The organism is Bradyrhizobium sp. SZCCHNR1043 (assembly GCF_032489675.1).
Lineage (GTDB): Bacteria > Pseudomonadota > Alphaproteobacteria > Rhizobiales > Xanthobacteraceae > Bradyrhizobium.
In genome coordinates, this window is the sequence record NZ_JAUEYN010000015.1 from 58,938 (window position 1) to 72,914 (window position 13,977).

Consider the following 13,977-nt stretch of genomic DNA (forward strand, 5'->3'; position numbering starts at 1 on the left):
CCGTTACAGCTTCTTCAGCGAGACGGCCGCATTGCCCTTGTTGTTGAAATAGAATCGATACAACAACCAAGGAAACAGGATGGAGGTGTCGTTGACGTAGACGAACACCTCCCCATCGCTGCGTGCGGTGAACTCGGCCGTCCAGCGGCTACTGCCGGGGGCTTCGGGTCGGAAGGTGGGGAGATGCTCCTCCAATCCCGTGCTGCCCACCCGCACGATGGGCGCGAACCAGTTCGACCAGATCAGCCGCTTGAACGGCAGGCCCGGTAGCTGCGTCCAGGTCCCGTAACCAAAGCCGGCCGGGGATGCAGGGATGCTGCCGTCGCTCCATCCCTCTCCGACATCGAGCGTGATCTGATACGTCTCGTCCTGCGCCACGCTAAGCGCTGTCGGATAGCAATGGTGGCGCGTCTCGAACAACGGCCGGATACTTCCATTATGCCATGCCCCGATCTCTGTCTCGTTAACCTCGGTCGGCCTCAGTGTTGCCTTGCAGAACAGACCGGCCGTGTTGGCCGCGCCGAACGCCAGCCACCAGAACAGCCAGAACATGATGCCGGTCGGGAAGATCCACGATTTCAGGACGTAGAAACCGGCGATGTACCAGCCCTGGCGTCGCAGCGAATAAACCGTCGCGCGCCAGCCGGTCACCGGCTTGTGCCGGGATGGATCGTTCCAGGCGATGCGTGCGGCGTCGCGGATCGTTCGCTGCAGTGAGGTGCCCCACGCCGTCAAGCCGAGCGCCACGGCTGCCCCGATCAGCAGGAAGCCGGGCGAATCCCGGAACGCTACGAACCAGGGATCGAGAAATCTTGGCAGGAACGCAGCCGCCGCGTTGACCAGGGGATCGCCCACCACACGCAGGGGGTCATAGAGGAAGCGCGGCCGATGGATGACGGCGTATGGGATCGCTGCGACGAACAGCAGCGCGAACATGGTGGCGAAATAGACCACGCGGCGCAGCCAGACCCAATTCCAGACATCGTCCTGCACCCGCGTCCGCGCGTGCCCGCGATCGAGCGGATGCAGCGCATCGACCGGCGTATCGGTCTCATCCGTGACGCGGTAAGCGGCGGGTACGACCACCGGTGCATAGTGATCGGGACCCGACCCAATGCGTTCGAACACGGTGCGGTGGATGGTCGGCTTCACCGGCGGCAGAGGTGGCTGCGGCAGGCTCGGATGCAGATCTTCAGCAAGAAGCCCGGTCTGGGCCTTGAACGGCGAATGAAGCAGCCACTTGATGCGACTAACATCGTACCGGAGCGATAGCTTGTAGGGCGGCGCGTCATAGATCTCGCGCAGATTGCGCGGCTTGTAGCGGTAGTAGGCAGCCAGCCCCTTGCGCGAGTCGTTCAGCGTATCGAGCGGATCGATCTCGGGATCGTAGAGCAGCCTGCGCCGCCCGTCGAGATAGACGAGACCATAGGCCTGGGCGCGGTCGAGCATCCAATCGAGCGTCACATAGGAAAGGCCATCCTGCGGATAGCCGCCGCCGATGTCGGAATGCACGCCGGTAAACCACACCTGGCTGATGCGCTCGCGGTCACGTGGCGGCAGATCGGTGCGCAGATGCGGCGGCGGCTCGGCGAGTTTCGCAGCTTCGCTGCGCGGATCGTGATCGATGCCGAACAGCCAGTCCTTCTTGTCACCGCGGCCCGGGACAGCATCGTCCCGTCCCCACACATAGCGTTCGTCCCAGATCACCGGGCGGAAGGCGTCGCGCTCCTCCTCGATCGCGAGCGCGTGGCAGGCGCGATGGATCTTGGAATTCATGAACTGGTCCGGCATCGACAGCGGCCAGATCCAATAGTCGATGGCGCGGGTCATCTCCTCGATCGGCCCGCCATAGGCGTCAACGGTGTCCCAAATGCCGACGAAATGCACGCTCTCGACCTCGACTGCTGGCGGAGCCTCGGGCGCAACGCCCTGCAGCCTGCGCAGCAGCTTGATCCCCCCATCGCGCCATTTACGGAGGTCCAGGCCGATCTTGCCGAGATATCTGAGAAGTCCGGTGTTGTAGCGGCGACGATAGCGGCGATAGGCGTCCGCAGCGAAGCGCGCGAGGTCGGCCTCATTGTTGTTGTAAGCGACGAGGCCCTGCCCCGCGATCATCGCCGCCACGATGCGGATCGTGAACGCGCCGCGGCTGAAGCCGAAGCAGTAAATGCGGTCGCCCGGCTTGTAGTTGCGACAGCAGAAGCTGTAGATCGCAATCGCATTCCGCTTCAGGCCGAAGCCGAAGATGCCGCCGAGGGCTGCGAACAGCTTGAAGGAGGACGTGCCGACGCCATCGTCATAGAAGGCGACCTGCCGGCGCGGATCGCGCAGGTCCAGCAGCTGGAACAGGCGCCAGACATTGGTCTTGAACACGGCCTTGGCGCTGTTGCCGGTCCCGTCCGACAACAGCACGATGTTCTTTGCAACAGGATTGGACACGAGGCCCCCCGACCAGAATGCCGGCAGGGAGATTGGTCCGCAATTGCAAGAAAATCAAGGCGCAATCCCTGCGCGAGCCTGCAGGACACCCGCTCAGTTCTCAGCACCGCCCGTCATCCGCAAGGCAACATCGTCGCTTGATCCGATGCAGACATCGAACGGGGGACGGCGTATCGCCCCCCGCAGGCCGGTTCGGCGCTTGAGGATCACCGGAGGCGCGACTGACAGAGCGGCACGCATGGAATCACTCAAAAATGATCAGCAGATACCTTTGTGCGGTTGTCCGACATCTCGTCGTCGACCTCTGATCCTTCGACACCGACCAGACGAGCGCCTATGCAGGTCGTCCTGCTCCCCCATCGACGAGACACCCACATGCCGGCGACCTATGATCCTCTGCTGCGACGGATCCATTGGGCAACGGCGCTGCTGTTCATTGCAGCCATGCTGATCGGACTCTATTGCGGCCTGCAGCCGGCCGGGACATCGCCGCGGCGCGAGTTGCTGGAAATCCACAAGTCGCTCGGCGTCACGCTGTTTCTGCTCGCCATTCTCCGTCTGATCGTGCGGGCTCGCACGACGGCCCCGGCAGCTCCGGCCGCCTTCGGCCCGATCGTCCGCGCGCTGTCGCAGCTCAATCATTGGACGCTCTATGCGCTGCTTCTGGTCATGCCCGTCACCGGCTACATGTTCTCGTCCGCCGGCGGCTACTCGCTGCGCTACTTCTGGACGTTCAGCTGGCCGCGCCTGTTCGCCGGCGACAAGACGATCGCGCAGGCCGGCGAGATCACGCACGACGCGCTGGCCTATGTGGTCTATCTCGTCGTCGGCCTGCATATCGCCGCCACGCTCTGGCATGAGTTCGTCAAGAAGGACGAGACATTGGCCCGGATGTGGCCGCGTCGGTGAGCGCGTAGCCCGGATGAGCGCAGCGACATCCGGGTTCATCGCAGGCAGCGTTGGAGACCCCGGATATCGCTCCGCTCATCCGGGCTACGAGGTCAACACGCTGCGCCTTCGTAGGGTGGGCAAAGCAGTCGCCGTCAGGCGGCAGCGTGCCCACCGTCGTGCGGCAGAGCAAGCGATCAGATGGTGGGCACGGCGCCTTCACGATCTCGCTCGTAGAATGAGAACGGCTGTGCCTTTGCCCACCCTACACAGCACCAACTACATCGGCTTCGCCGCCGCAACCAGATCGCCGGCGCGCTGGTCCTGCTTCAGCAGCGCGGCGAGTTCGGTCTCGTCGAGCGTCTCCTTGACCAGCAGGCGGCGGGCGGCGCGCTCCAGCACGTCGCGCTTGTCCTGCAGCAGCTTGCGGGTCCGCTCCAACGCTGATGTCACGATCGCACGCACCTCGGCGTCGATCGCATCCCCTGCGGCCTCGCCATACTCGGCGCTGTGCGAGCTGCCCGGCGGCAGGAACGACTGGTTGTCGCGCTCATAGGCGACCGAGCCCAACTGCTCCGACATGCCGTAGCGGGTCACCATCGAGCGCGCGATGTCGGTGACGCGGCGCAGATCGTCGGCGGCGCCGGTCGACAGATGGCCGTAGACCACGAGCTCCGCGGCACGGCCGCCGAGCAGCACCGCCATCTTGTTCTCCAGCTCCTCGCGCGTCATCAGGAAGCGATCTTCGGTCGGACGCTGGATGGTATAGCCGAGCGCGCCGACGCCGCGCGGAATGATCGAGACCTTGTGCACGGGATCGGTGCCCGGCAGACTCATCGCAACGATCGCATGCCCCATCTCGTGATAGGCGACGATCTCGCGCTCCTTCGGGTTGAGCAGCCGGTTGCGCTTCTCCAGGCCGGCGACGATGCGCTCGATGGCGTTGTTGAAATCGTCGAGCCTGACCTCGTCGCCGCCGCGCCGCGTTGCCAGCAAGGTCGCCTCGTTGACGAGGTTGGCGAGATCGGCGCCGGTGAAGCCCGGCGTCAGCGCGGCCACCTTCTCCGGATCGACGTCGGCGGCGAGCTTGGCCTTCTTCAGATGCACCTGCAGGATCTGGATGCGGCCCGGCTTGTCGGGCCGGTCGACCAGCACCTGGCGGTCGAAGCGGCCGGCGCGCAGCAGCGCCGGATCGAGAATCTCGGGCCGGTTGGTCGCCGCCAGCAGCACCAGACCCGTCGAGGAATCGAAGCCGTCGAGCTCGACCAGCAGCTGGTTGAGCGTCTGCTCCTTCTCGTCATGGCCGCCGGCGAACGGGCCCATGCCGCGGGCGCGGCCGAGCGCATCGAGCTCGTCGATGAAGATGATGGCGGGCGCCTTGGCGCGGGCCTGCTCGAACAGGTCGCGCACGCGCGCCGCACCGACGCCGACGAACATTTCGACGAACTCCGAGCCGGAAATCGAGAAGAACGGCACGCCGGCCTCGCCGGCCACCGCCTTGGCGAGCAGCGTCTTGCCGGTGCCGGGCGGGCCGACCAGCAGCACGCCCTTCGGCATGCGGCCGCCGAGACGGCCATAGGATTTCGGATCCTTCAGGAACGAGACGATCTCGCGCAGCTCGTCCTTGGCCTCGTCGACGCCGGCGACGTCGTCGAAGCGGACGCCGGTGTTGGATTCGACGTAGACCTTGGCCTTGCTCTTGCCGATCTGCATCAGGCCGCCGCCGAGCCCGCCGGCGCCGCCCATCATCCGGCGCGACAGCCAGTACCAGACGCCGAAGAACAGCGCGATCGGCATCACCAGCGAGAGAATGTCGCCGAGGATGTTGCTCTCGACGCGGCCGGTGAACGTCACGTTGGCCTTGCTGAGCTCCTTGGCGAACTCCTGGTCGACGCGCGTCGTCGCGAAGCGCGACTGGCCGCTGGGCAGCGGCTCCTTCAGCGTGCCTTCCAGATAGTTCTCGGAGACGCCGACCTCCTTCACCTTGCCGGCGGACAGGAGATCCTGGAATTGACTGTAGGGAATGACGGCGACCTGGCGATAGCTCGTCCACGCATTGTGGATCATCATCGCGACGAAGATCGCGACGATGGCGTACCAGAGATTGAAGCGGGTCTGCTTGGTCATGGGTCTCTCAATCGGGTGATCAGTCGAAAACGAGCGGCCGCAAGCGGCGGATCAAGCGCCATCGCGTCAGGCGCGATCCTGCCCTCCGGCCTTGGGGACGAATACGGAGACGGCGCGCGGCAGCACGCCGAAGCGCGCCGGCGTGAAGGTGACGAGCTCTCCATCGGCATTGATCGGGCGCGGACGCCGCGTGCGGATCTCGAAGGATGTGTCGCGCGTGGCCCGCACCTCCTGCCACAGCCCGTGGCGGCCCTTGCGGAAGTCATAGGCCATCGCCAACAGCTTCCAGACGCGGCCGATCTCCAGCGAATAGAGATCCAGATGGGAATCGTCGATCTCCGCGCTGTCCTGGACGGCCATGCCGCCACCGTAATAGCGGCCGTTGCCGACCGCGATCTGCAAGGTCTTGACGCGCGCCGCGCCGTCGGACGACACGATCATGGCCCGGAACGGCCGCGCATTGGTCAGCACCTTGAGCGCCGTGATCGCGTAGCCGAGCCGGCCGAACCTCCGCTTGGTCTCCTTGGTCAGTTGCCGCGCGAGCTCGGCGCTCAAGCCGAGGCTTGCGACGTTGAAGAATGGATGACCATTGACCTCGCCGAGATCGATCTGGCGGCGGTGGCCGGCGGCGATCACGTCGACCGCGGCCTCCATGTCATCAGGCAGGCCGAGCGTGCGGGCAAGGTCATTGGCGGTGCCGGCTGGAATAATGCCGAGCGGCAGGCCGGTCCTGACCAGTGCGGGCGCAGCCGCGTTCAGGCTGCCGTCCCCCCCGGCGACGACGACCGCCTCCGCATCGTCGGCATGGGCTTCGATCCACGGCGCCACCTCGCGCGGACTATGCGGCGCCGAGATCACGAGATCATAGCCGGCCGCACTCAGCCGCGACACGGCAATGCCCGCGGCCTCGCCGCCGGAGCGGCTGCCGCGGTTGATGATCATCAAGAGACGGCGCGTTGCGACGGCCGAGCGCGACGGCGGCGCCTTCGCGATCGATATCTGGTCACCCCCCGTGGTCACGATTGTCTCCCGTACACGAGATGCCCGTGCGCATCAGCGCACCGGTTCCATACAAAGTGACGAGCACGCGCTCCGGTTCCATCACGATCACGGCCGCCATCCGAGGGATTGCGGGAGGTATGAGCGGGGTCATGATTGTTGGGGTGGTGATGTGGGGGGCGAGAGCCCCAAGGGCTTGATCGCAACAAGGGCTGATAGCAACAAGCGACGCGTGTGGCCGCATCTGGTCAAACTCCTCAGGAGCGCTCCGAAGCGCGCAATACCGCCAGCGGGATCACTGCCAGCGGCATCGGTCATGAAAGAGAGTCCGACATCATAGTCGCATGGACTATCAGAGGGGCCCGGATCTCCGGCCCTCTGGAATTAGTTTGCAGCCGCACGCCCGCAAGACGGCTGCCGCGGCAGCAGACACTCTGTCGCACCTCCACGTTCATCTTGCTGAACGTAGACGCAAGGGGCTGGCTCTTGAAAACCGATCGGGACACACATACGTCCGTTCCCTACCCCTGGTCCGGGCCCCTCTGGTGAAGCTGCCGGTGCGCTCACGATGTCGGACCTGACATCAATTTCACCGGCTAGATAAGAGGACCCGTCGTGGAATTCCTGCTCATCGCGTTTGCCGGCAAGCCCGTCTGGATGTGGCTCGCCTTCCTCGCAATCGTGCTCGCCCTCCTCGTCTTCGATCTCGGCGTCCTCCATCGCAAGACGCGCGAGATCTCGGTGCGCGAGAGCCTCGTCATGAGCGCCATCTACATCGTGCTCGCCCTGGCCTTCGGCGGCTGGGTGTGGTGGCAACTCGGCGGCGAGGCCGGCACCGCCTATCTCACCGCGTTCACGATCGAGAAGGCGCTGGCGATGGACAACGTCTTCGTCATCGCCATGATCTTCAGCTACTTTTCGATCCCGCGCGCCTATCAGCACCGCGTGCTGTTCTGGGGCATCGTCGGCGTCATCGTGCTGCGCGCGATCATGATCGGCCTTGGCGCCGTGATCGTCGCCCAGGCGAGTTGGGTGCTGTATCTGTTCGCGCTGTTCCTGGTCGCGACCGGCATCAAGATGCTGGTGTTCAAGGACAAGCCGCACGACATCGGCTCCAACCCGGCACTGGCCTGGGTGCGCCGTCGCTTCGACGTCACCGACCGCCTGCACGAGGAGCGTTTCTTCGTTCGCCAGCCGGATGCAAGCGGCAGGCCGACCTGGTTCATGACGCCGCTGTTCCTGGCGCTGATCCTGATCGAGTTCGCCGACGTCGTCTTCGCCGTCGACTCCGTGCCCGCGATCTTCGCGATCTCGACCGACCCGTTCGTGGTCTACACTTCGAACATCTTCGCGATCCTCGGCCTGCGCGCGCTCTATTTCGCGCTTGCCGCGATGGTCGATCGCTTCCAGTATTTGAAGCTGGCGCTGGCGGCAGTGCTGATCTTCATCGGCTCGAAGATCTTCCTTGCCGACCTGCTCGGGCTCGAGAAGTTTCCGCCCGCCCTCTCGCTCGGCATCACCTTCGGTCTGCTCGGCGCGGGTATCGCCTATTCGCTGTGGAAGACGCGGCCTGCCGTCGAGCAGATGAAGTGACGCAGGCCAGAGGACATGAGGTTGCCGCGTGGTGATGAATGATGTCGCATCCAATGATGAGGACTCGTCGGCGCCGCGCCGTCACAACGGGCCGATCAGCCGCCGGCTGCTCGCGATCGCCCGCACGGTGCGGTCCGAGGAGCCGTCCATCGGCGAATTGTTCGACCGGCTGGAGTCGGAAGGTCTCGGCCTGACGTTGCTGCTGCTGACCTTGCCGGCGTTGATCCCATTGCCCGGCCCGTTCGGCATGGTGTTCGGCACCTTGGTGGCTCTCGTCGCACTGCAGATCCTGCTCGGCGCCGAGCGGCTATGGCTGCCCGAGCCGCTGCGCCGCCGGCCGGTGCCGCAGCGGCTGCTGCGCAAGGTGATCCGCGCCGGACTCGATTGGGCGGGCTTTGCCGAGCGCGGCCTGCGTGAGGACCGGCTGGTCTGGCTGACCGGCCGGCCGGCGCGGATGCTGCTCGCGCTGCCGCTGCTGCTGATGGCCGTCACCATCATCCTTCCGATCCCCATGGGCAACGTGATGCCGGCGTTGGCGCTGATCGCCGCCTCGATCGGCTTCATGGCCGGCGACGGGCTCGCAGTCCTGCTGTCGATCCTGATTGCGATGGCCGCGGTCGTGTGGACGGCGGTTCTGCTCTATACGGGTGCCGCGGCCGCCGATTATGCCGCAACTCTCCTGGCACGCTTTGCGGTGCATCTGCGGGCCATGCTGGAGAGCGTCGGTGTCGATCTCGGCTTTGCCGCCGGCGTGACGACCGTGTTTGCGGTCGCAACGGGCATCGCCGCGCTTGCCTTCTGGGTGCAGGCGGTGCGCCACCGGCGCAGCCGGCGCATACCCATCGATCCGACGCAGGATCCGCGCGAACGCTCCCGCGCGCTGGCGCGACGCGGCCGCGGTCTCGTGGCCGCCGCGAGCATTGCGACCACCGCAGCCGCCGTCTTCATCGCCACGCGTTTCATGCTGACCGGCTCGATCTGAGTTCCCGCTGTGGCAGCGCGGCCGGGCGACGGTGCATTGCGCGGCTACGAGGGACATATCTTCGTGAGCGCCCGCCGGCCGCAAGCGCGAGCACTTGTCATTGAAGTAGCAACAAAAAATGCGACCGATAAGCGCAGGCGCGTCGAGCATCGTCAGCCGCCTGCGAGAAATGCCACTGTCCCTTTGTGCCGGCTGCAGCTATACGAGAGATGACTGTCACTAAACGGTTACAGAATCGACACATGCCCGATTCGAACGCAACGGCATCGATCCACGGCGGTGGCCATGCGGTCGGCGTGCGGGATAGTGGTGACTCGGCGAGCAGCGATCCCGGTGGCGCCGCCGATAGCTTGACTGCACAGCACCTTGCCGATCACGCGGTCACACGGGGGGATGCCGTGGCGCCGGGCGTGGAGGTCGTGACGCCGTCCTTGCCGGATCCCGCGGCCGGCGCCGGCCATGAGATCGAGCTGAAGCTCCTCGTCGCGCCCGATCAACTCGCCGGCTTCAACAACGCACCGGTCGTTGCCGCGCATGCGCGCAACAAGGGTTCGCGCAAGCATCTGACATCGGTCTACTACGACACGCCGAAGCGCATGCTGTGGAAGAACGGCTTCACCTTGCGGGTGCGCCAGAGCGGCTCGCGCTTCGTGCAGACCGTGAAAGAGCAGCACAGCGACGACCCGCTCAAGCGCGGAGAGTGGGAGGCCAGCGTCAGCTCGCTGGCGCCCGATCCGGTGCTGGCGGCCGCGCTGCTGCCGGAGGAGCTTCGCTCCGCGCTGGCCGATGCAACGCTCGAGGCGGTGTTCACGGCCGACGTGCATCGTCACGCGCGCATGCTCGACGTGCCCGGCGCGACCATCGAGATCGCGTTCGACAGCGGTGTCATCAAGGCCGGCGAGCACTGTGAGATCGTGAGCGAGATCGAGCTGGAGCTCAAAAGCGGCAACCCCGCCGCCATCTACGAGATCGCGCAGCGCATCGCCGATCACGGACCGATCAGACCTTCGATCCGCAGCAAATCCGCGCGCGGTTTCGACCTCGCAGCGGGAGCAGCGCCGGGGGCCGAAAAGCCGCCCAAGCTGCGCCTCGATCCGGCGGTGTCTCTCGACGAGAGCTTCGCCCTCGTCCTGCGCGGCAGCCTGCGTCATCTGCTGCAGGCAATGCCTGCAGCAGATGACGGACGCGATACGGAAGGCGTGCATCAGTTGCGGGTCGCGCTGCGCCGCCTGCGCGCCGCGTTGCACCTGATGCGGCCGCTCGGGACCTCGGCGACGCTCGACGGTCTCGAGGCGGATGCCCGCTGGCTGGCACAGAGCCTCTCGGCGGCGCGCGACCTCGACGTGTTCCTGACCGATACGCTGCCCGAGATCGCCGAGGCGTGCCCCACGGTTGCAGGCTTCGACTCGCTCCGGTCGCTCGCCGAGCGGCGGCGCGAACTCGCCTATCGCACGCTGCGCATCGCGCTTGCCGAGCGCCGCTGCGCCGCTTTCGTGCTCGGCCTCGGCGAATGGATCGAGACCCGCGGCTGGCGCAACGACGTCTCCCCCGACGATCTCCGACGCCTCGCGGCGCCCGCGATCGATTTCGCCGGGCCTGTCCTGTCGGAGCGCCACCAGAAGGTGCTCAAGCGCGGCCGCCGCTTCAAGAAGCTGCCGGCCGAGCGGCGCCACCGGCTGCGTCTCGCGCTGAAGAAGCTGCGCTACAGCATCGACTTCCTGCTGCCGCTCTACGGCGCGAGCAAATCGGCGAAGAAATATGCCAGGACGCTCGCCGGTTTCCAGGAACAGCTTGGCCACTACAACGACATGGCGGTCACCGCCGGCGTGATCGAGACCCTCGGCACCACCTCTACCGACGCGGCGATCGCGGCCGCCGCGATCACCGGCTGGCAGACGCATGCCATGGCCGGCGTGGAGCAGCCGTTGCGCGAGGCGTGGCGCGCCTTCACCAAGGCGCCGACGCCGTGGCAGGCCGAGGAGGCGTGACGATTGGACGCGATGACGTCGGTTCATGGAGCGCATTGATCCGGTTCAAGGTGTCTGGTCGAGCTGTTTGGGAGCGTGATCTCATGAAGATATCCAGCGTGACGTGTCCGCATTGCCGTGCCGCCTACGAGATCGCGGAATCGACATCCGCCGTTGGCGCTGCCGGGCGGTTCGACTGCGGCGTCTGCGGCACGCCATTGGCAGCGTGGGACGAGCCGAAGCTGCGGGCCTTCCGCCTGGAGGTGCCGCCCGAGCGCAAATACCCCCGCGTGCCCGCCCCCGCCCCGCTCGCCTGACTCCCGTTCCGCAATCCGGAACGCCCGGCATCGTCCGTCGAGGTGACCGCGCATCCGCGCATGGCGCCATGGCCGGCCGCAACTTGCCTCGCTTTTTTGACCGGGTCATAGTCGGTCGTTGCGCGGTGCTGTCGGCTGGCCTGGCCGCATCACTGCAGCGTTCCGATTCACTTCAGCGAGTCATCCGGTCCTCATGCCCATCCTCAACAGCATCGCCGCGCTCTCCGACGAAATGGCCGCCTGGCGCCACGATTTCCACGAACATCCCGAGCTGCTGTACGAAGTCCATCGCACCGCCGGCATCGTCGCCGACCGCTTGCGCGAATTCGGCTGCGACGAGGTCGTGACCGGCATCGGCCGCACCGGCGTGGTCGGCGTGATCCGCGGCCGCAAGTCCGGCTCCGGCAGGACCATCGGCCTGCGCGCCGACATGGATGCGTTGCCGATCGAGGAAACGTCCGGCGTTCCCTATGCCTCGAAGACGCCGGGCCTGATGCATGCCTGCGGCCATGACGGCCACACCGCGATGCTGCTGGGCGCTGCGAAATATCTCGCCGAGACCCGCAATTTCGACGGCACCACCATCGTCATCTTCCAGCCGGCCGAGGAAGGCGGCGCCGGCGGCAAGGCGATGGTCGACGACGGCCTGATGACGCGCTGGGGCATCCAGGAGGTCTATGGCATGCACAACATGCCGGGCGTCCCCGAAGGCCATTTCGAAATCTCGCCGGGCGCGATGCTGGCCTCGGCCGATGCGATCCACATCAAGGTCACGGGCAAGGGCGGCCATGGCGGCGCCGGCCCGCACCGGGCCGTCGACAGCATCCTGATCGCCTCGCAGATCGTCAACGCACTGCAGTCGATCGTGGCCCGCAACGTCGATCCGTTGAAGTCCGCGGTGATCTCGATCTGCTCGATCCATGGCGGCACCACCTTCAACGTCATCCCCGAGACCGTCGAGATGCTCGGCACCGTCCGCACGCTCGATCCGGAGATCCGCGACCTCGTCGAGAAGCGCATCGTCGAGGTCACCGAGGCCACGGCCCGTGCCTATGGCGGCTCGGCCGAGGCGATCTACGAGCGCAAATATCCGGTGACGATGAACCACCCGGCCCAGGCCGCCTTCGCCGCCGACGTCGCCCGCGACGTCGCCGGCGCTGAACGTGTCAACGACCGCGCCATTCCGCTGATGGGCGGCGAGGACTTCGCCTTCATGCTGGAGGCCCGCCCCGGCGCGTTCGTGTTCCTCGGCATGGGCCCCGGCAACGAGTGCCACCACCCGGCCTATCGCTTCAACGACAACATCCTCAGCGCCGGCGCATCGTACTGGGTGAAGCTGGTCGAGAAGAGCATGCCGGCGAACTGATCGGAGCGACCGCGCAAGCTCGCAACGGCGTCATTGCGAGGAGCCGTAGGCGACGAAGCAATCCAGGATCTTCATCGGATCGCCAGTCTGGATTGCTTCGCTCCGCTCGCAATGACGGGTGTGGCTGACATCGCCGGCCTCACAGACTCCGTCATCGCGAGCGCCAGCGAAGCGATCCAGGGACGCAATCCACCGATTGGAATGGCTTCGGCTTCCTTCCACGAACAGTTCGCCCCGTATCGAAACATCACGCGCCGCCGCCCGGCTAGGAGAAGCCACTCTCCCGCCCGCGAGGCACCATGCAGAGCCGCTCCGATCTCACGACAGAATTCGCCCTCCTGCTCGTTCTCTCCACCTTGTGGGGCGCCTCCTACACCTTCATCAAGATCGGCGTCGAGACCATCCCGCCGCTGACCCTGATCGCGGCACGCACGCTGATCGCGGGCTTGCTGCTGGCCGCGATCATCCGCAGCCGCGGCCTCGCTTGGCCGCGTGACCGGACGATATGGCGTCGCTTCATGATCCAGGCCGGCCTCAACAGCGTCGTGCCGTTCACGCTGATCGCCTGGGCCGAGCGCACCGTCGAGGCGGGCCTTGCGACGATCCTCAACGCTACCTCGCCGATCTTCACCTTCCTGCTGACCGCGCTGGTGACGCACCACGAGCCCGTCACCCTGCGCAAGCTGGTCGGCGTCGCCGCCGGACTCGCAGGCACCTGCCTCATCGTCGGCACCGAGGCGCTGGACGGGCTCGGCCGCGAGCTATGGGCGCAGATTGCGATCGTCGCCGCCACCATCTGCTATGCCGGCGCCGCGATCATGGGAAAGAGCTTCAAGGGGCTCAACCCTATGCTGCCGGCGGCGGGATCGCTGCTGTCTGGCGCCTTGGTCCTGATCCCGCTTGCGCTGGTCGTCGACCATCCGTGGACGCTGGCACCGTCGCTGCGCTCGGTGTTGGCGCTGGCCGCGCTCGCGACCGTCTCGACCGCGGCCGCGATGGTGATCTATTTCCGCCTGGTGCAGACGCTCGGCTCGATCGGCGCCACCGCGCAATCCTATCTGCGGGTGCCGATCGGCGTTGCGATCGCCGTGGCCGGGCTCGGCGAGCACCTCGCGCCGACCGCCTGGATCGGCCTCGCCAGCATCGTCCTCGGCGTGATCGCGATGACGCTGCCCCCGCGCAAGGGCATGATGGATGGCAGAGAGACGGTCCGCTGACCGCATATCCCGGCAGGGCTCAAAACAAGCGCAACTCACGCCGTCATTGCGAGCGCAGCGAAGCAATCCAGGGCGGCGAGCA

General features: G+C 66.1%; 10 protein-coding genes. 7 read left to right on the top strand and 3 right to left on the bottom strand.

Annotation, left to right across the window (positions count from 1 at the left end):
- Positions 1 to 3: 3 nt before the first annotated feature.
- Positions 4 to 2,439 carry a DUF2235 domain-containing protein gene (locus tag QX039_RS25320; protein WP_315771061.1) on the bottom strand — a complete coding sequence of 812 codons (2,436 nt, stop codon included), beginning with the start codon at positions 2,437 to 2,439 and terminating at the stop codon, positions 4 to 6.
- 375 nt (positions 2,440 to 2,814) lie between these two features.
- Between QX039_RS25320 and QX039_RS25325 the strand changes: the two genes are divergently transcribed.
- The gene (locus tag QX039_RS25325) at positions 2,815 to 3,348 is read left to right on the top strand and encodes a cytochrome b (protein ID WP_315737388.1); all 534 of its coding nucleotides are present in this window, start codon (positions 2,815 to 2,817) and stop codon (positions 3,346 to 3,348) included.
- Between the two features lie 258 nt (positions 3,349 to 3,606).
- Here the strand turns inward: QX039_RS25325 and ftsH are convergent, their stop codons facing one another.
- A complete protein-coding gene (ftsH, locus tag QX039_RS25330) occupies positions 3,607 to 5,454 on the bottom strand; it encodes an ATP-dependent zinc metalloprotease FtsH (RefSeq protein WP_315771060.1) in 1,848 nt (615 codons plus the stop codon).
- 66 nt (positions 5,455 to 5,520) lie between these two features.
- Positions 5,521 to 6,474: a lipid kinase gene (locus tag QX039_RS25335; RefSeq protein ID WP_315771059.1), complete on the bottom strand. Its 954-nt coding sequence runs from the start codon at positions 6,472 to 6,474 to the stop codon at positions 5,521 to 5,523.
- 594 nt (positions 6,475 to 7,068) lie between these two features.
- Here QX039_RS25335 and QX039_RS25340 point away from each other — a divergent pair.
- From QX039_RS25340 to QX039_RS25365, 6 genes are all read left to right on the top strand, one after another.
- Complete coding sequence (locus tag QX039_RS25340) at positions 7,069 to 8,046, top strand: TerC family protein (protein WP_315771058.1); 978 nt, start codon at positions 7,069 to 7,071, stop codon at positions 8,044 to 8,046.
- A gap of 28 nt (positions 8,047 to 8,074) precedes the next feature.
- A complete protein-coding gene (locus QX039_RS25345; protein ID WP_315771056.1) occupies positions 8,075 to 9,028 on the top strand; it encodes an exopolysaccharide biosynthesis protein in 954 nt (317 codons plus the stop codon).
- Positions 9,029 to 9,270: 242 nt separating this feature from the next.
- A complete protein-coding gene (locus QX039_RS25350; RefSeq protein WP_315771054.1) occupies positions 9,271 to 11,016 on the top strand; it encodes a CHAD domain-containing protein in 1,746 nt (581 codons plus the stop codon).
- An 83-nt stretch (positions 11,017 to 11,099) separates the two neighbouring features.
- Positions 11,100 to 11,312: an MJ0042-type zinc finger domain-containing protein gene (locus QX039_RS25355; RefSeq protein WP_315737382.1), complete on the top strand. Its 213-nt coding sequence runs from the start codon at positions 11,100 to 11,102 to the stop codon at positions 11,310 to 11,312.
- A 193-nt stretch (positions 11,313 to 11,505) separates the two neighbouring features.
- Positions 11,506 to 12,678 (top strand): M20 aminoacylase family protein, encoded by a 1,173-nt coding sequence (locus tag QX039_RS25360; RefSeq protein WP_315771051.1) that lies wholly within the window; start codon positions 11,506 to 11,508, stop codon positions 12,676 to 12,678.
- Between the two features lie 299 nt (positions 12,679 to 12,977).
- Positions 12,978 to 13,895 (top strand): DMT family transporter, encoded by a 918-nt coding sequence (locus QX039_RS25365; RefSeq protein WP_315771049.1) that lies wholly within the window; start codon positions 12,978 to 12,980, stop codon positions 13,893 to 13,895.
- Positions 13,896 to 13,977 lie beyond the last annotated feature (82 nt).